Here is a 16,183-nt window from a genome sequence, read left to right on the forward strand (position 1 = left end):
ATTATAACCCTTCTACCTTTAGTTGCATGACTTTTCCGTGCCAGGAAACAAGTAATACAGGAGATTTCTGCATTTCATAAGCGTGCATCCCATCTGCACTAGTCATACTGGCTATCCAACCAGGAGACAAGATTGTGAGATTGGTTCTTACATACATTTTTTCATTTAAAAGCCAACCACGAGCATCGCCACCGCTTATTGTTAAACGTTGACTTCCTGGAGGAGGGACTCCATCCAGAACATGAAGAAGCAAATCATTAGCGCTAGGCGGGATACCTTCTTCCATCGGCATTGCCTTTGCATTAGGGCCAATGCCTTGCACTCGTAAATCAACCCGATAGTCCACTGCCTTTTGCCCTGGAATGAGAGTCAGCATAACGGGTGTATTCAGCCCTCGCAAACGCACAGCCAAATTGCCGTAGGTATAGAGTTTCATTGATTGAATCATCAATGTATTACCCGTTTTATCCCATTGGATATTAAAAGAGGCAGGATCTCCTAAATCATATGCACTAATGGGCCAAGGTGCTCCAGTCGAATCAAGAAAAACAAGTGAGGAGACAAATCCCTGAGATAAACGAATAACAGGCGGTGTAGAACCTGGTGATAAATTCACAAATTGTGATGTTGCTGTTGGCTTTGGTGGTGTACCTGCTGTCGCAGCATTTGCATATTCAGAGGCATTATAGATTTGTTTTAATCTGACAATTTGTTCAGGTGTCAGAGGAAATAACTGGCGAGTAACCCCATCAAACGCCTGGCTATCAATGAGCTCATTATCAGCTACAGTTGGACCTTGATTCTGTGCTTGTTGTTGCTGCTGTTGTGGCGGTGGAGGTGGTGGCTGATTTGCAGGGGTTTGTGCTGTTGCGGCAGATGCTGCAGGTGTTGCTGCAGTGGTCACTGGTGCCTGCTGCTGTCCTTGATTTGGTTGAACTATTGGTGACAAAGCGTTACTGCTTTGAGAAAGCTTTTGTTGCAAAAGACGAAGCTGCTGTAAAGCTTGTTGAGCAGAATCAGACTCAGATCCATAGCTTAAATGCATTGACTCAAGGATAAGGACAGTAGCTATACCGAAATACCGCATCACTTTTTTCTTTTTCATTGCGATATTCCACCACTAGCAGGTCCTACAACAAACTGAGATATACCAATACCACGTGGAGAGTTTAATGTTGATACTCTTGTTATTAACATAGTTACCACATTATTTTGTTGAGAGAACTCGCTGGCACTCTGATAAGTGACGAGAATTGGCATTTGTACACGCCAGGAATATCTTCCATTTAATAAACCTTTCTGTAGGATAATTGGAGCACGAGTCGCCACAGCGGAAACAATCAATTTCTTGGCTTTGACTGCATCCAAGTTATTAGACTCTTGTAATGCACTTAAAAATTGGGTCCACCCATCTGCCGTAAAGAAGCCTGATGAAGCCTGAAGTTCTTCCCTGTAATTTACGAAATTGTAGGTAAACGCGGCAATAGCTGCCTGGTTTGCCCATTGTAAAACAGCGGAATCTGATTGGTTAGGTTCACTTAAAGGATATAAAGGTGTTATTCGCCCATTAATACTCGTTGCAAAATATTTTGGGGCAGGCGGATGCGTCAGTAAATAGAACGTCAATGAGCCCAAAATACAATTTACAAGAATAGAAATTAAAAGGGCGACCATTATTTTACGTTGGCCGTCACGATAAAACGCATTTCTCATTGCAACAGTTGTTAAAGCATCTTCAGCCATATTATCCTCGATTACTGCGGTATGATCCTCGTTTCATCCTCGTTAACAGGATCAGGTTCAAGCATAGGTGTGCCCGAATAATTCGGAGTATTTAGTGGGTTTAATTGCACAGGCGGCGTAATCCCACTCGTTGCATAAAAATCAGGCTCCGGCTGATTAAAATGAATATAATAAATTAAAAGACTTAATACTATATTTAACATCAACGATACAATAACAAATGTTCCAGCCTTTCGGTAGGTACGAATATAAAATGCTTTGGAACGCTTTATCGTATCCCACGTTTCTCGGCCCATTCTACCCTCATCTAAATAATTGCATCTCGGAAAGTAATTTCAATGCGTGAATTGGGTGATTTATCACCACCTTGAGTGTAAGCCATAATAGGTTTATCACTCCCCTCTCCCACTGTAAATAGTAACCGGCTATCAACTCCTTGAGACCATAAATAATCAGCCACTGCTCTTGATCTTGCCAAAGTTAAGGCATGTTCACGTTTAGCAGAAACATATTTACTGCTAAAACTGGTAACCGTAATCGCTACCTTGCGAAACTGTTTTAAAAAGCCTGCCACATTATTCAGTAAACCGTAGGACTGCCAAGTCAGTCGCGGAGATTGATCCGCAAATAAAGCTGCCGAAGGAATACTAATTAAATAATCAGAGCCGATTGTTATAACTTTAACACCACATTTAGCAAGATTTTTTTGCATGCGTATCACTTCTTTATCAGAAGTGCCTTCTACTTTCCTTGGTAATTTTGGTCCTTCCATAACCATAACACCGCCTCTATGGCAACCAAATAATAATAGAGACGCAAGCAAAGTGGCATGCCATGTTGTAAATTTTCTTAAACCAACATGCAATCGTCTCACTTCATACCCTCTTAATTATTAGATTTCCCATTCCATCAAATAAAAACATACAAATCATTGCGTTACAAGCAGTTGTTGAAAATTAAGTGGGAAGTGAGTAAGAAAAGGACATTCTTCACTGTATATATTGATATAAGAAGGGAGTCTTTAGATTTCTTCTGAAGCTTTGGCATTTGCTTTTTCACGTTCACTAACAATTTTGTCAGAAAGCATGTTCACTAATTGTGACAAGTCTGAAGCACTAATTTCATCTCGCTCTTGAGGAGGATAGTTTGTAGCCATTTGGAAGTCTTTAATTAACTCATTCGCCACGGTACCTGCATATTTATCTTTAGCACCACTAATACGCTCAATAACAGAAAGATAATTTCTTGTTTCATTTATTGCCAACAAAGGTTGTGAAAACTGTTCGATATCTTTAGCAAGAAGAGGTAAGGCATTCGCTTGACGGCGAAGTTTGCTAAAGATTGTTAGTATTCCGTCTTCCTCTTCTTCAACAATTTCCTCAATTGGAGCAGGTTCATTATGGCCATGAAAAGCGAGTAATGCGGCTACTCCACGTTCAATGGGTTCGCTGACATTAGATTCATGTAAAGCTTTAGTAATTAATGTAATCTCTTCAGTTTCAACCACTTTATTGATACTTAAGTCTCCGCTCTCAAGTATTTTTTGAAAGCCAGACAACTGTTTTTGTAGCTTCATTAAATATTCGTCAGGAGGCGGCTCAACTTTTAAGAACTGATTAAGTTTCAACTGTTTTACTGGCTTAGGATTGGCGTAAAACATACGTGCGCGAACAATTTTTGATTTAAAGAAGATATGGGCTTCACCCTCGGTTTGCTCTTTCAAATCTAGCAAATCGATACGGGCTCGTTTTTCAAAAGAAGAACTTTTTGTATCAAGATAGCTGTTCGCCATGCTTGTTTCTTTTGTTTGGAAAGAATCTACTTTAGTAACATAGGCCTCACCCGCTGTTTTTGTAAAAAAGTCCCAGGTTTCAGTAGGATCTTCGAGCTTCATACAAATTTTAATGTTTGTGTTAGCTCCGATGGACGCCGCCTCTTCTTTAGATGCTTTTTGGAAAGCAGGTAAATCTTGTCCAGCAAAAATTGCAGAGAACCCAAGTGAACGAGCCTGTGCTGGTACCACAGCAAATCCTTGAACGGCATAATAACCATACTCATCCAAAATACACATATAAGGTGTAGGCGAATTAGTGGGTTTTCTTTCAATCACATCGCGGTAATCACCCTCCACCTGGTCACCCAAACCTGCTGCCATCATTGCCTTTAATGAAGAAACAATGACTTTACCCAAGTTAGATAATTCATCGGGTGATTTCTCCAAAGCAGGAAGCAGTACAACAAGAATGCGTCGATTAAGAACAACGTCTTTAAAATCTACCTCTGCCAGGTTAGTTCTAATAATATGACCATAGGTATCTGCCAATGAAGAAAACACACGAACTAACTGCATGGTAATAAAACCGTGTTGTTCCAATACCTGTGAAACCTGTTTCCCTTTTTTCTCTTTATTGTAACCAGGCAAGTTAAATAGATAGTTTCGTATTGGGTCGGTAATCAATTTAGGCACAGACTCAATACTAATGCTCTCCTGCTCATCACGTGGGAAAACTTTATCAAGAACGATAGATTCTATTCGTCCCAAGTCAAAATAGTTACGAATCGTATTGGCATCAAGCAGTAATGCGCCTTCATCCCGCATGTATACGAGTAGTTTCATTAAGGCTTCTACGAAACTGATAGCACGACCTTTCCACATATCGCCATCAGAAGATTGACCTGAAGAACCCATTAAGCTAACAACAAGCTGAGTTAACATACTTGAAGAACCTTGGCAAAACGGGTTAAGTGTATTAGAGAGGCGTCGCTCCTGAGGTCCGACAATATCCCGGGCACCCGTCATAAAGTTAATTAGTAGCAAATCATCTTCTCGTCCCATGCTGCGAACCATCGAGAAAACCTTTGCATAGAGTGAGTTATCCCCTTTACCATCCACATAGATAAAGCCACTTGCTTGTACCAACGCGTTATAGGCAAGGGAAACCAAGGTTTCGGTTTTACCACTACCGGTAGAGCCAAAAATAAGGGCATGCGTTCTTAGGTCATCGTTTGCAAACCATAATTCTTCTTTGGTCTTGCGATCATTGCCAAAAAAAGCAATACCTCTTGCAATATTTGGAGTGCCAATACCCGGTTTCAAATCATTGTAATCTTTTACTCTTGCAATTTTAGGTAAGCGAAAGGGTAGTATTTGCTTGCGAGAAAAGGCAAATAAGAAAAAGCCAACTCCAATAAGAAGCATCAGACTAGAAACTTGCGAGATATAATAAGCAACCGCACCTAAGCACACCAGGACAATTGATACATTCGTGGGATCTGAGAAAAAATCACCAATTCGCTGTCCAAGAGTGCGGGTATCACGCAATAGCTGAGTTGGGTCTATTTCATGACGTGAATCAATACCTCGCATCATGGCTCTAACTCCTGCAACTCTTTTGGTGTTAATTTAACTTCTTTCACTGCAATTTCCAACGCTTTAATAGCCTCATCAATCATTGGTACAAGCGAACGTCGCCCCATTACTTTTTCAGCACGCCAATGAGCAAAAGCTCCAGCCACTTCTGCAAAAGGTGTTTGTCGCCCTACACAATTAAGCATATACCATAATCGACGATCAATGGGTTTTAGCCACAAAAATTCCGAACTTGGTACTACTCCATCCTCTCGAGCGGCTTCTAATAAGGAAGCCATCACTGTGAGCATATAGGCATGCCTTGCTAAAATCTCCTGAACGTTTGGAGCGCCCTGATATTTCTTTAAAATTGTTTTTGCCACAGAAAAATCAATTTTACCGGTAGAATACGATTTATCTATCGATTCTAATATAGCACTCGCAGAATTCCTGTCTCTATTCATACGTGCCATGAACACTGCAGCCAAAGCCCAAACTTGAGGAGGACAACGATCAAAGCCATCCCAATAAGGTCCCAATTGTAGTGTAAATACCCGCTTGGCGTCTCCTTTACGAACTCCGGCAGTCATTTCCTGCCCAGGAACTGGATTATCCAAAAGCGCATCATCTTTTTTTAATAGCTTATATTTTCGGGCAAATTCCATGGGGGTAAGAGCCATTGACCAAGGCCCTTTATTAATATCGACACTGGCGAGGTCTTCCTTAACTACTGGCATAATTGCCATCCAATTATGCTGCTCCTGTGCCCGCAGTGTTTTCATATTATGTGCTCTGCGGAATTTTAACGTGATATCAGATTTGTAGAGAAAAATAGCCAAGATAACAAGCATAGCTACCACGGGATAGCGAATATAATCACCGACACTTTTTGTTAAATCAACAAATTGTTCCCAACCCACTGTGGCGGGATCAATGGTTTGCATTAAGTAAATATCATTCTCGAGTTGAGCATTACTCACAAAAAAGCTAACCAATTTTGCTTGCAAGATATTGAGGTAGAAAACGAAGGCAACAATATGTTGATGCCCTAATTTCCAAACAAAAAAGAGAGAGAAAAACACCAGTACCATAACCCACACTGGTGCCATCGAATTGTCGCCGCCGCCTTGTTGCTGTGGTTGTTGAGCCATCCGCTTTTCAAATAAAAATGTTAATTAAAAGAAAGTATATACTCTCTTTAACTGCGGTGCGACCATCCGGTCTATTCCTGAGAGGAATTTTTTACTAACCGCCCTTTTGTATATCGATAAACCCCGGATAAATGGACAAACCGCAGCACATTATCCAGGCTTAGGGAGCGATCCTTTAGAGCTAGTAATGGTCTTCCGAATCGATCCATGGGAGCTTTGTCAGGAGCTACTTGCAGAATATCACTTTGATTGATATAAGCTGCTACATAAGCTTCATTAATTTTATTTTCTTTAGATTTAATTAGATTTTTAACATCTTGCTCGTTTATATAAATGGGTCTTGAGATCATTTGACGGGGCAAGTTAGCAAGAATACGCTCCCAAGCCTGTATGTTATTACCTTCAGTAGAGTAGAGCCCAATAAAAACTTCCTGTTGACCAGATAAAGCAGAGCGCTCTGCAGAACCAGAGACTTTACTTTTAGGTGCCTCGGTAGCATTTCCAATGCTATTTGCAAAATTCTGGCGTATTTCACGTAGATTTTTGCCGATTACACGTAAAAAATTAGATTCCTCCCAAGGACCTTTTTCAATTGTGTCATCTAATGCTTGTAAAATAGCTTGAGCTTGTTCTGATGTTAATTTATCTTTCATGAAAAAATAATTATAGCGGCTAGTGCTGCTGGTGATTTAAAGGGATATGAACAGTATAACAGCATTCTGCAAAAACGCTGCATACTATTGTGTCAATTTAAGAGGGACGGTACGTTGAAGAATTGAGTTCTTCGACCTCAGGTTCCACTGCTCTCTTCTCATTGATTGTAGCAGAGGGAGTGAGGACAATTGCTCTTATCGCTTTCATTAAGTCACTCACCATATCTTTAGCCCGGTCATTTTTTTCATCAGATTTAATAGCGGTCACAGTATTAAGTGGAGTTTCAGCTTTTTGACGTAATGGACCTGTAAGTACGCCCTGCAGGTCAATTTCAATAGTCTTTTCAATAGAAGATTGTGGCGTAGCAGGCCTTGCAAGAAAACTGTGGCTTCTTAGTGCTTCCACTACTGTCTTGTTGCTGCTTTCATTTGCCATATTAATTACTCCTACTGCTTGAATAAGTTTAGATTATCACTAAATTCCTTAAGGTAAACTTAAGAGTTTCTAAACTTTCACTTTTTTTACAAATAATTTTTTTCTTGACTTTAATCATACATTAATTCATCTAAGGGAGTGTAATCTCTGCTTGGACCTCCCTGAATTAACTCATTCAAAACATCAGTCATGCAAAGCAAACGTAGCGCATTCGGAGTCACTTCGTCAAAAACAACCCGTATGCCCAGCAATGCATTCTCTGCTTCATCAAACGTAACGCCTAAGCCATATCCTAAACAAAGAGAACACAATTGATCTGCCCTTCGTGCGATGGCCGGGAGTAACCCAGTTTCAGAGAAAACTTCCTCAAAACTTACAAAACGATCATTAAGATAAAATTTGGCGTTCATGCTTCCGGCAATTAATGCCATACTTTTTTTTATATCTGCTTCCATTTAGTGGCGCCACCATGGTTGTGAACTTTTAACCGAGCCTGCCAAAACTTGTCTTAACCAACGTAAGAATACAGGAACAGTAAACCCATAATGCTCAATAATTCCGAAAAAAATAGCAGATACCAGCACTAAAACACCAGTCCAAATTCGGATATGCATTAAAAAGAGAAAAATTGGAAATGCCGCTCTTGCATCTACCATGAAGAAACGAGTACTTCGTGCTGAGTCACGCCAATGGGCTGTTTCAGCAAAACCGCCAGCCGCCATATAAACCTCTTACTACTTGACTTATATATTAACAGTATATCGTTCGTTAACGAGAATTCAAGCAGTAAACACAATTGCAGCAAAGTTAGAAATAAAAATTGAATTAGGAATTAGGGGTATTACTGTATTGATCTTTTTTAATCAAACACTCTTGCACTAATTTTTGCATTGAAGTTTCTTTTGAGGATGACGGAGTATCCTTTTCCAAAGTTTCGGGTTTAGCAGATGCTGTTGTTGCCTTGGGCATCTTACTCAACATAAAGTTTGTGCTATTAGCCATCACAGCCTCCGTGAAAATTCATGATATCATCATAACAAACGAAGATTAAGGCTTTATTAAGTCATTTAATCTTTTTACCAGAATGCTTTAAAGCTAACAGAATGGCAAAATTTATAACCTCTTCTTATAACTTGCCCGAATTAATGCAGAATGACAAGAGAAAATTTCAATAACTAGGCTATTATAAAATTAAAAGGAATTAAGAATTGATGCAAAAACTTACAATAACTTAACATTTCTCAATGACTATTTGCGGTATTATATAAGTATAAATTCCAACCTAAATGTATTAACCATGCGTAAATATAACTCCGAAGAAGCCTTAATTTTTGCCTGGCAAAAAAAGCTTAAGGAGACTGAAACCAATAGAAAACATTTAAAAATTGAGTTACTGGAGATACTCGCAAAAGATACCAGTGCAAATCTTCGCCTAACAGAATTTCAAACAAGAAGAAGGGAATTATTAGGTGAAAATCACCAGCAAGGATGGAATTGGACAGCCAATTTTAATTGGTTATGGAATTTTCTTTTCGTCGTATCCTTTGGACTATTTAAAACCAACCTTCAGACCGGTTCTAGATTACGTGAGGCATTATTTGATACCCCAAAACCAGATACTCAAGTGCTCACTCAATTTGAAGAAACGGCATCTTCCCTCTCTTTGAATGAAAAAGAATTTGAAGAGGCTCTTTTTTCCAATCCCAGCCAGGCATTTCAAGATGTTCAATTTCGAGTTCAAGAATTAAAAATTGATTCAAGTTCAGAGCAAAAAATCGATGTCATTACACGCTTGGAGGCTATTAAACTTCGGTTACCGTCACAAGTCTATCATTCCTATTTAAAAAAACTTTTTGCGCTAGCATCTCCAGAGTGCCTTACTTTTTATTATACTCTTTATAATAAAAACGACTCACCCACTCAGCATGAATTTATTGAATATTATTTAATTGCTGACGCATTAATTAAATACTTTGTGTCACCTAATAAAGTCATTACCGCAAAGGAAACAACACATCCTTATATCTTTGCGGCTCAGGAACTGATCATTATTTTAAGCGCATCAGACTTTAACGTTAAACCAATGGAAAAATTACTTTTTTCCATTGGCCTTAATAAACAAGAAAATAGTTGTTATGAGAAACGAGAGACTGTTTATCTTGAGGTAAAAGAAAAAATTTTAGCCCTATTGGCTGAACGTATCGAATCCCACAGGTTCAAATGGACTGATTATAATACTCAAATAAAAGTTGTCGAAGACCTTTACGAATACGCCAAACCGAAATCTCACCCTCTTCTGGTTGTAGTGACCCGAATGCTCTGTGAGATGTTTATTCAAGCCACCTACACTGCATCAGAAGAAACTAAAAAGGAATGGTTATATCCCAATCAAAATTACCAGACCTTAAAATTCTTTGCTAAGCAAATTTTGAACTCTTGGCCAGCTACCTATGAACTAGGCGATTTTGAAAAGAATAGTGATTTATTAAATCCTTACATGTATGGTTCTGGAGTCGAGGCTAACTATCGTCGTGCTGAAAAATTTACTGTTGATATTCTTCTCCATGCTTTTATATTTGAAGATTTAGCACTGACAACAATGCGAAAAATTTGCTGTAGATACAAGCTGGAACGGATGGAAGTAGAGTGGATTCTAGGTCGTGTTGGAGCTATATATCCTGATTTGATACCTAAACTGCAATCCATTTTACAAGATGTAGTTTTTTTTGAAAGTCAACACTTGACCAAAATTCCAACCAAAATACAAACTGACGATCTTATCGATGACATTGCCTCAGCGCTTACAGCACGAAAAAATGCTGGTATTAAGTCTGAAAATTCCTTTAATGAAACCGCATTATGCGCGATAAATAAATTACTCAATGATTGCCCCCTGAACACACAACAACTCAACCTCATCTACAATGAATTCCTGCTAAATAACTTCCACAACTATTGTATTAGCGAAACACTATTTCAGCATTGGAAAGAAAAAATTAAAGACCGTCGGAATGAGCTTCTGCGCGTGAGCGAGAATGAAATTGCTATTACAGAACCTGAACTCGAAGAATTACGCAAAGAAGATCTTAGTATAGCTAATATTTTAACTGAAAAATCTCCTTTTATGCGTATTAAAACCCTTTGTGAGTACGTGCGTGCAACATGTAACGAAGAACCCATTAATTTTTCTTTAGCTACTAGAAACTATACTCGCCTGGCTGCGAACAATTTTGCAGCACTAATGGATACGATAACCAAAGAAAATGCAGAACAGATAATGGACCTTTTAAAAACGGAACTCCAACCCTATTTATCCGAAGAATTATATTCTTCATGGTATAAAAAATTATTAGATGTTGAGAATCCTCACATGGAAAAAACTCCAATTGCTTTCTTCAATTCAACTCCAAATCAACACATTGATAACTCACCGAAGCTTCAAGGAAGCTCTCTGAAATCCTAAGTAGTTAGCAATTTGCCAAGCTAAACTAAACTTGCTCAAACAAGAACTCTGTAATAAAGTGACTACTATGCGGTATAGATATAATTACGAATGAGAGTATTCTGCACAGTATTGGCATTAATGGCGTTTATTGCGAGTGCCTATTTTTTCCAGCAGAATGCGCCAATTATCCTTCATAGCATCAAAAACTTAGGTTGGCTTGCCCCTGTTTTGTTTTTGTTGATCTATTGTATTGCTACAGTATTACTGCTGCCGACAATGGTACTCACCCTTGCTGGTGGGGCATTGTTTGGCCCTCTGTTTGGTACTCTGCTTAATCTTCTGGCCGCCACATTAGGAGCTGCTTGTGCTTTCTATATAAGTAGGTATTGGGCTATCGACTGGCTTGCTAAAAAAAGAAGTCCTCGTATTCATAAATTGATTACAGGAGTAGAAAAGAGTGGTTGGCAGTTTGTTGCGTTACTTCGTTTAGTTCCTATCATACCTTTTAGCCTTGTTAACTATGGTTTAGGGCTTACGCAAATTAAATTCAGTCATTATGTAATCACTACTTTTATTTTTCTAATGCCGGCTGAAATTGTTTACACTTACTGCGGCTATGCTGGCATGGGCGTCTTAACTCAACAGGCCCCCTTTTACAAAAACTCCAGTGTCTTTTTGTTAGTTATTTTAGGACTATTATTTATTTCGATAAAAGCTGTCAGATACTATCAACGTTACAGACAACGTGTTAGAGATAACTGTCTCTCGCCAACAGATCTTGTAGCAAGTTCATCAAGGGATGATTGATTGAAAACGGAATAGCATCCAAGGTTGAGACTGGACGTATTCCTTGCAAAGCATTGCATACAAACATTGCATCAGCATCTACAAGCATCTTTTTCTCAAGCTCGTGCTCAAAACAAGCGATAGCATTTGCTCTACTTAATGCTATCAAGCGTTGGCGGATAATTCCTGCCAAAATCCCACTATTTAAGCTCGGAGTAAATAATTCATTATTTTTAATGATAAAAACATTAGCAATGGAGGTTTCTGTAGCGTGATGTTTTTCATTAAAAAACAACACATCATCTGCACCTACATCCTCAGCCTGACGCCGAGCAATAATCGCCTCAAGGTAGCTGATGGATTTCAGCTGATAAATGGGGTTATTACTAGCTCGTACCCAGGATGCGCTAATCAGCTTGAGTGCTTGGGAAGTTTTGATGTAACTGAATGCATCAAAAATTAAACGTGACTGAGACGCCTTTTTTGTTAGTCCTCTGGGGGCACTTCCCCCACCAAGCGTAACTTTGATACCGCCATTTTGAATTGAAGTCATTTGAATGCACTGTAGCAATGTTTTTAGCCACAGTTCAAAAGAAATATCGAAAGGGATACCAAGCGATGCCGCTGCATATTGAAGGCGTTGCCAATGAAGTTTTGCATAGCATGGTTTCCCGTGGACCACGCGTAGTGTTTCGAAAAGTCCCTCGCCCAAAAATAGTCGATCATCCGTAGGAAATGGGGCGTTTTGCCCATTTTTGTTTATAAAAATGAGCGTAGACATTGATAACTAATAATCAACGAAATCATCAAGTTCATCACGCAGGCGTTTTTCTTCAAGCATATTTTCCAAACGTCTACGGGCATCCAAAGTTGGGGTTTTAGGTGCGTCGATATCAATTAGTTCTTCTTCAGGATTTTCGAAAGACTCAACTTCCTCTAAATCGTCATCTTCAAATATATCACTCATGCCACTCTCTCAAAGTTTACTCGTTATTTGCATAGTATCTTCTTACTAGCACCAGTAAATTTGACAGCTATATACCTTATTTTTTTAACCATGCCTAGAGTTTTTTTAAAATTTTTCTTCATTAAGCCTTAAACTTGGAATAGTATAGTCATTTTGCGCGATAAAATATAAAGAGACATCTATACATGGCCGATCGCTTTAAACTTGCCTTAAGACGCAGCTGTCGAGAAATTCGTGAAAGTTTATCCGCCTCCTACCAGGAAGCTGCCTCCAATCAGGTTTGCGCGCGTATTCGGACAATTGAACGCTATCGCTACGCAAAACGAATTGCTCTTTATAAACCTGTCAATGGGGAAATCAGTTTAAAAGCATTGTGGGACTCAGCCCCTCTACAAGGAAAATTCTGTTATTATCCGGCTCTAAACAATGATAAAACACTTTCTTTTTTACCAGCAACACCTGCCACTTCCTTTGTTGAGAACCAATACGGTATTCTTGAACCTGATGTTGACAGAAAAACGGCTATCTTACCGCGAGAATTAGATATTATTTTTATGCCTTTGGTCGCTTTCGATGAGAAAGGAACCCGCTTAGGTATGGGAGCGGGTTATTATGATCGCACATTTGCGAATGAAATATACCCTTTACTGATAGGTGTAGCCTATGAGTTTCAACGTCAAATCCATATTGAAGCGCATTCCTGGGACATTCCCTTAGCGGCAATAGTCACACCTCGTTCAATTTATTGGAGTAAACGATGACTCGTTACTGGTTAATGAAATCAGAGCCTGATTGTTTTAGTATTGATGATTTAAGTAATGCCCCGAATCAAACTACACATTGGGATGGAGTGCGCAACTATCAAGCACGTAATTTTATGCGGAATGATATGTCTATCGGAGATAAAGTTTTTTTCTATCATTCAAATTGCAATCCGCCCGGCATTATAGGTATTGCCGAAGTGACTAGTAAAGCCTATCCCGATCATACTGCCCTTGATCCGGAAAGCGAACATCCAGATCCTAAGAGTACGCCGGATAATCCACGATGGTATATGGTTGACATCCGTTTTAAAGAAAAATTTAAGCAACTTATTGCTCTAGATAGTTTACGACAATACCCAGAACTTGAAAAAATGCTTCTACTTCGCAAAGGAAATCGGTTATCCGTTCTACCAGTACAGAAAGAAGAATGGAATTTTATTGTTGAAAATTTGAAAACTTGAACAATTAGGGAGTGCTGATAAGTTGGGACTCTGTCTAATTAATTTTCAATGTTTCTCCCACTAAACGATCAACAATACAGCTATCATTACACTAGAGTGCATCATTGCCTACTTCGCCTGTACGAATACGTACAACTTGCTGCAACTCATAAACGAAAATTTTTCCATCACCAATTTTACCTGTATAGGCTGCTTTGCAGATAGCATCAATGGCCGGCTCAACCATCTCATCTGGTAGTGCTAATTCGATTTTAATCTTTGGCAAGAAATCAACGACATACTCTGCACCTCTATAAAGTTCAGTATGTCCTTTCTGTCGACCAAAGCCTCTTGTTTCAGAAATGGTTATACCTGGCACACCAATTTCCATTAAGGCTTCATGCACATCATCAAGTTTAAACGGTTTGATAATTGCGGTAAGCATTTTCATAATCATTCCTTATGACAACATCGATAAATACATGACTGACAGCCCTAAGTTTTGTTAGACTGTCGTCAATAAAAATAAACACGCAGGAGATTTGCATGTTTGACTCAAAAAATCTTGATGATTTATCAAAAAAACTTTTTGCCACCTTACCCACAAGTCTACAAAACTTTGAAAAAGATATTCAACAAAAATTCAAAGATGTCTTGCAAGCGACTTTTGCACGCCTGGATTTAGTAACAAGAGAAGAATTTGATATTCAAACCAAAGTGCTAGCAAGAACGCGAGAAAAGCTTGATGATTTACAACAACAAATTGAAACGTTAATCGCTAGTGACAAAAAGATTGAACAATAAAATTTTTCTCGCCAACTGAAGCAAGAACGAGATAGAATTAGCGCGTTAGCACGTCCAGCTTTAAAATCAGGAAGATAAAAAATGAATCTCGCTTTCAGCAAAACGCGTAGTACCGTGGGTATTATCGCGCAACCCGTTTCTGTCGAAGTCCATTTATCAAATGGCTTACCCGGCTTCACCATCGTTGGACTTGCCGAAACAGCCATTAAAGAAAGTAAAGACAGAGTGCGCAGCGCGATCATCAATAGTCAATTTGAATTTCCATGTCGCAAAATCACCGTTAATCTGGCTCCAGCAAATTTACCTAAATCAGGAAGTGGTTTTGATTTACCTATTGCCTTAGGCATTCTTGCTGCCTCAGGTCAACTGCCAGTAGAAAAACTAGCATCTTATGAATTCATCGGTGAATTGGCTTTAAGTGGTCAACTACGTGGTATATCAGCAATTATTCCAGCCGTCCTGGCTGTCCGGCGAGATAATCAACGATTAATTATTGCGACAGCCAACGCAGAAGAAGCGTCATTGGCAGGGTATAGTGACGTTCTGAGTGCAACAAGTTTACGCGAAGTCTGCAGCTTTTTGTGCCAAGATACACCACTTAAGTCTCTTCCCAATCGACCAGAAACAAGTAATGCGCATTCTAAAATTGACTGGTCTGATGTTAAAGGTCAAGTCCATGCGAAACGAGCAATGGAAATTGCTGCTTGTGGCGGCCACAGTATTTTATTAAGCGGCCCTCCTGGTAGTGGTAAAACCATGCTTGCGAAACGATTCAGTACTCTTTTACCCGAACTTACTGAAACACAAGCACTCGAGTGTGCCGCAATAAACTCTGTGCGAGGACGCTTTCCTGATTTTAATGACTGGCGCTCTCCTCCTTTTCGCTCGCCCCATCATACAGCGTCTCAAGTTGCGTTGGTGGGTGGTGGTAATCCGCCTAAACCGGGAGAAATTTCATTAGCCCATCATGGTGTTTTATTTCTTGATGAACTACCTGAATTTCATAAACAAGTTTTAGAGACATTGCGTGAACCCTTAGAAACCGGCAATATCTGGATTTCTCGTGCAGCTACTCAAATTGAATTTCCAGCACAGTTCCAACTGCTTGCCGCAATGAACCCTTGTCCTTGTGGACAATGGGGAAATCCTCAGGCAAATTGTTTATGCAGCCCAGATCGCATTACTCGCTATCTGGCAAAGTTATCAGCTCCGCTACTTGACCGAATTGACATGCAAATAACCGTGCAAGCCCTAACTCAAGAAGAATTGATTAAACCTAATTCAACAACGCCCAACGAAAGTAGCCGTATCAGACAAATAGTAATACAAGTAAGATCCCTGCAATTACAACGGCAACAGTGTATGAACGCTCAACTGAGCGCTAGAGATTGTGAAGACATTTGTCAATTAGGACATAGTGAGCAGAATTTTTTGAGTGAAGCGATGAACCGCCTTAAATTATCAGCACGCGCCTATCATCGACTTCTAAAAGTAGCAAGAACAATTGCTGACATGAAGGCGTGCAATAAGGTAGACTTAATCGCATTGCAGCAAGCGCTGTCCTTTAGACAAATGTTGCACTTGCCTAAATAATTACTACTGTTTCACGTAATAAAATTTAATTGCGACAGGTAGTTTAGCTGTT

General features: G+C 39.4%; 20 protein-coding genes. 6 read left to right on the forward strand and 14 right to left on the reverse strand.

The features are described from left to right. Position 1 precedes the first annotated feature (1 nt). From LHA_RS11145 to LHA_RS16980, 11 genes are all read right to left on the reverse strand, one after another. Positions 2–1,105 (reverse strand): DotH/IcmK family type IV secretion protein, encoded by a 1,104-nt coding sequence (locus tag LHA_RS11145; RefSeq protein ID WP_045106611.1) that lies wholly within the window; start codon positions 1,103–1,105, stop codon positions 2–4. Next, positions 1,102–1,743 (reverse strand): type IVB secretion system apparatus protein IcmL/DotI, encoded by a 642-nt coding sequence (locus LHA_RS11150; protein WP_045106612.1) that lies wholly within the window; start codon positions 1,741–1,743, stop codon positions 1,102–1,104. Before LHA_RS11150 ends, LHA_RS11145 begins: the two co-directional genes overlap by 4 nt. Before the next feature lie 11 nt (positions 1,744–1,754). Then, entirely contained in the window at positions 1,755–2,039 is a 285-nt protein-coding gene (gene icmM / locus LHA_RS11155) for a type IVB secretion system protein IcmM/DotJ (RefSeq protein ID WP_045106613.1), read from the reverse strand. A gap of 11 nt (positions 2,040–2,050) precedes the next feature. Then, entirely contained in the window at positions 2,051–2,617 is a 567-nt protein-coding gene (icmN, locus tag LHA_RS11160) for a type IVB secretion system protein IcmN/DotK (protein ID WP_231861905.1), read from the reverse strand. A gap of 147 nt (positions 2,618–2,764) precedes the next feature. After that, positions 2,765–5,113, reverse strand: coding sequence for a TraM recognition domain-containing protein (locus LHA_RS11165; protein WP_045106614.1), 2,349 nt, complete (start codon positions 5,111–5,113; stop codon positions 2,765–2,767). Further along, a complete protein-coding gene (gene icmP, locus LHA_RS11170; protein WP_045106615.1) occupies positions 5,110–6,243 on the reverse strand; it encodes a type IVB secretion system coupling complex protein DotM/IcmP in 1,134 nt (377 codons plus the stop codon). Before icmP ends, LHA_RS11165 begins: the two co-directional genes overlap by 4 nt. Before the next feature lie 71 nt (positions 6,244–6,314). Then, positions 6,315–6,896, reverse strand: a complete 582-nt coding sequence (icmQ, locus tag LHA_RS11175) for a Dot/Icm secretion system protein IcmQ (protein ID WP_045106616.1) — start codon at positions 6,894–6,896, stop codon at positions 6,315–6,317. A gap of 97 nt (positions 6,897–6,993) precedes the next feature. Further along, positions 6,994–7,332 carry a hypothetical protein gene (locus LHA_RS11180; RefSeq protein WP_045106617.1) on the reverse strand — a complete coding sequence of 113 codons (339 nt, stop codon included), beginning with the start codon at positions 7,330–7,332 and terminating at the stop codon, positions 6,994–6,996. A gap of 110 nt (positions 7,333–7,442) precedes the next feature. Further along, complete coding sequence (locus LHA_RS11185) at positions 7,443–7,787, reverse strand: type IV secretion IcmS family protein (protein WP_045106618.1); 345 nt, start codon at positions 7,785–7,787, stop codon at positions 7,443–7,445. Further along, on the reverse strand, positions 7,788–8,054 hold the full coding sequence (gene icmT, locus LHA_RS11190) for an IcmT/TraK family protein (RefSeq protein ID WP_045106619.1): 267 nt from the start codon (positions 8,052–8,054) through the stop codon (positions 7,788–7,790). Between the two features lie 103 nt (positions 8,055–8,157). Next, entirely contained in the window at positions 8,158–8,334 is a 177-nt protein-coding gene (locus tag LHA_RS16980; protein WP_156413530.1) for a hypothetical protein, read from the reverse strand. A 295-nt stretch (positions 8,335–8,629) separates the two neighbouring features. On the opposite strand from LHA_RS16980, the gene LHA_RS11195 reads away from it, so the two are divergent. Both LHA_RS11195 and LHA_RS11200 read left to right on the forward strand, forming a co-directional pair. Further along, positions 8,630–10,795 (forward strand): hypothetical protein, encoded by a 2,166-nt coding sequence (locus LHA_RS11195; RefSeq protein WP_045106620.1) that lies wholly within the window; start codon positions 8,630–8,632, stop codon positions 10,793–10,795. A 90-nt stretch (positions 10,796–10,885) separates the two neighbouring features. Next, complete coding sequence (locus LHA_RS11200; RefSeq protein ID WP_045106621.1) at positions 10,886–11,584, forward strand: TVP38/TMEM64 family protein; 699 nt, start codon at positions 10,886–10,888, stop codon at positions 11,582–11,584. On the opposite strand, the gene LHA_RS11205 is transcribed toward LHA_RS11200, so the two are convergent. Both LHA_RS11205 and LHA_RS11210 read right to left on the reverse strand, forming a co-directional pair. After that, complete coding sequence (locus LHA_RS11205; RefSeq protein ID WP_045106622.1) at positions 11,526–12,344, reverse strand: aminotransferase class IV; 819 nt, start codon at positions 12,342–12,344, stop codon at positions 11,526–11,528. The genes LHA_RS11200 and LHA_RS11205 overlap by 59 nt on opposite strands. Before the next feature lie 6 nt (positions 12,345–12,350). Next, positions 12,351–12,530 carry a PA3496 family putative envelope integrity protein gene (locus LHA_RS11210; RefSeq protein ID WP_045106623.1) on the reverse strand — a complete coding sequence of 60 codons (180 nt, stop codon included), beginning with the start codon at positions 12,528–12,530 and terminating at the stop codon, positions 12,351–12,353. Between the two features lie 185 nt (positions 12,531–12,715). On the opposite strand from LHA_RS11210, the gene LHA_RS11215 reads away from it, so the two are divergent. After that, entirely contained in the window at positions 12,716–13,291 is a 576-nt protein-coding gene (locus LHA_RS11215; RefSeq protein WP_045106624.1) for a 5-formyltetrahydrofolate cyclo-ligase, read from the forward strand. Then, positions 13,288–13,755, forward strand: a complete 468-nt coding sequence (locus LHA_RS11220; RefSeq protein ID WP_045106625.1) for an EVE domain-containing protein — start codon at positions 13,288–13,290, stop codon at positions 13,753–13,755. The genes LHA_RS11215 and LHA_RS11220 overlap by 4 nt, the downstream gene beginning before the upstream one ends. A 91-nt stretch (positions 13,756–13,846) precedes the next feature. Here LHA_RS11220 and LHA_RS11225 read toward each other — a convergent pair whose 3' ends face one another. Further along, entirely contained in the window at positions 13,847–14,185 is a 339-nt protein-coding gene (locus tag LHA_RS11225; protein WP_045106626.1) for a P-II family nitrogen regulator, read from the reverse strand. Positions 14,186–14,280: 95 nt separating this feature from the next. Here LHA_RS11225 and ubiK point away from each other — a divergent pair, with 95 nt between their 5' ends. Together ubiK and LHA_RS11235 are read left to right on the forward strand one after the other, a co-directional pair. Beyond that, positions 14,281–14,538 carry a ubiquinone biosynthesis accessory factor UbiK gene (gene ubiK, locus LHA_RS11230; RefSeq protein WP_045106627.1) on the forward strand — a complete coding sequence of 86 codons (258 nt, stop codon included), beginning with the start codon at positions 14,281–14,283 and terminating at the stop codon, positions 14,536–14,538. Positions 14,539–14,619: 81 nt separating this feature from the next. Then, positions 14,620–16,131: a YifB family Mg chelatase-like AAA ATPase gene (locus LHA_RS11235; RefSeq protein ID WP_045106628.1), complete on the forward strand. Its 1,512-nt coding sequence runs from the start codon at positions 14,620–14,622 to the stop codon at positions 16,129–16,131. The last annotated feature ends 52 nt before the right edge of the window (positions 16,132–16,183 follow it).

Origin of the sequence: Legionella hackeliae (assembly GCF_000953655.1) — a bacterium.
GTDB lineage: Bacteria > Pseudomonadota > Gammaproteobacteria > Legionellales > Legionellaceae > Tatlockia > Tatlockia hackeliae.

Coding starts and splice junctions, on each gene's coding strand:
- LHA_RS11145 (WP_045106611.1), bottom strand. CDS start 1,105: ATGAAAAAGAAAAAAGTGATGCGGTATTTCGGTATAGCTACTGTCCTT.
- LHA_RS11150 (WP_045106612.1), bottom strand. CDS start 1,743: ATGGCTGAAGATGCTTTAACAACTGTTGCAATGAGAAATGCGTTTTAT.
- icmM (WP_045106613.1), bottom strand. CDS start 2,039: ATGGGCCGAGAAACGTGGGATACGATAAAGCGTTCCAAAGCATTTTAT.
- LHA_RS11165 (WP_045106614.1), bottom strand. CDS start 5,113: ATGATGCGAGGTATTGATTCACGTCATGAAATAGACCCAACTCAGCTA.
- icmP (WP_045106615.1), bottom strand. CDS start 6,243: ATGGCTCAACAACCACAGCAACAAGGCGGCGGCGACAATTCGATGGCA.
- icmQ (WP_045106616.1), bottom strand. CDS start 6,896: ATGAAAGATAAATTAACATCAGAACAAGCTCAAGCTATTTTACAAGCA.
- LHA_RS11180 (WP_045106617.1), bottom strand. CDS start 7,332: ATGGCAAATGAAAGCAGCAACAAGACAGTAGTGGAAGCACTAAGAAGC.
- LHA_RS11185 (WP_045106618.1), bottom strand. CDS start 7,787: ATGGAAGCAGATATAAAAAAAAGTATGGCATTAATTGCCGGAAGCATG.
- icmT (WP_045106619.1), bottom strand. CDS start 8,054: ATGGCGGCTGGCGGTTTTGCTGAAACAGCCCATTGGCGTGACTCAGCA.
- LHA_RS16980 (WP_156413530.1), bottom strand. CDS start 8,334: ATGGCTAATAGCACAAACTTTATGTTGAGTAAGATGCCCAAGGCAACA.
- LHA_RS11195 (WP_045106620.1), top strand. CDS start 8,630: ATGCGTAAATATAACTCCGAAGAAGCCTTAATTTTTGCCTGGCAAAAA.
- LHA_RS11200 (WP_045106621.1), top strand. CDS start 10,886: ATGAGAGTATTCTGCACAGTATTGGCATTAATGGCGTTTATTGCGAGT.
- LHA_RS11205 (WP_045106622.1), bottom strand. CDS start 12,344: ATGTCTACGCTCATTTTTATAAACAAAAATGGGCAAAACGCCCCATTT.
- LHA_RS11210 (WP_045106623.1), bottom strand. CDS start 12,530: ATGAGTGATATATTTGAAGATGACGATTTAGAGGAAGTTGAGTCTTTC.
- LHA_RS11215 (WP_045106624.1), top strand. CDS start 12,716: ATGGCCGATCGCTTTAAACTTGCCTTAAGACGCAGCTGTCGAGAAATT.
- LHA_RS11220 (WP_045106625.1), top strand. CDS start 13,288: ATGACTCGTTACTGGTTAATGAAATCAGAGCCTGATTGTTTTAGTATT.
- LHA_RS11225 (WP_045106626.1), bottom strand. CDS start 14,185: ATGAAAATGCTTACCGCAATTATCAAACCGTTTAAACTTGATGATGTG.
- ubiK (WP_045106627.1), top strand. CDS start 14,281: ATGTTTGACTCAAAAAATCTTGATGATTTATCAAAAAAACTTTTTGCC.
- LHA_RS11235 (WP_045106628.1), top strand. CDS start 14,620: ATGAATCTCGCTTTCAGCAAAACGCGTAGTACCGTGGGTATTATCGCG.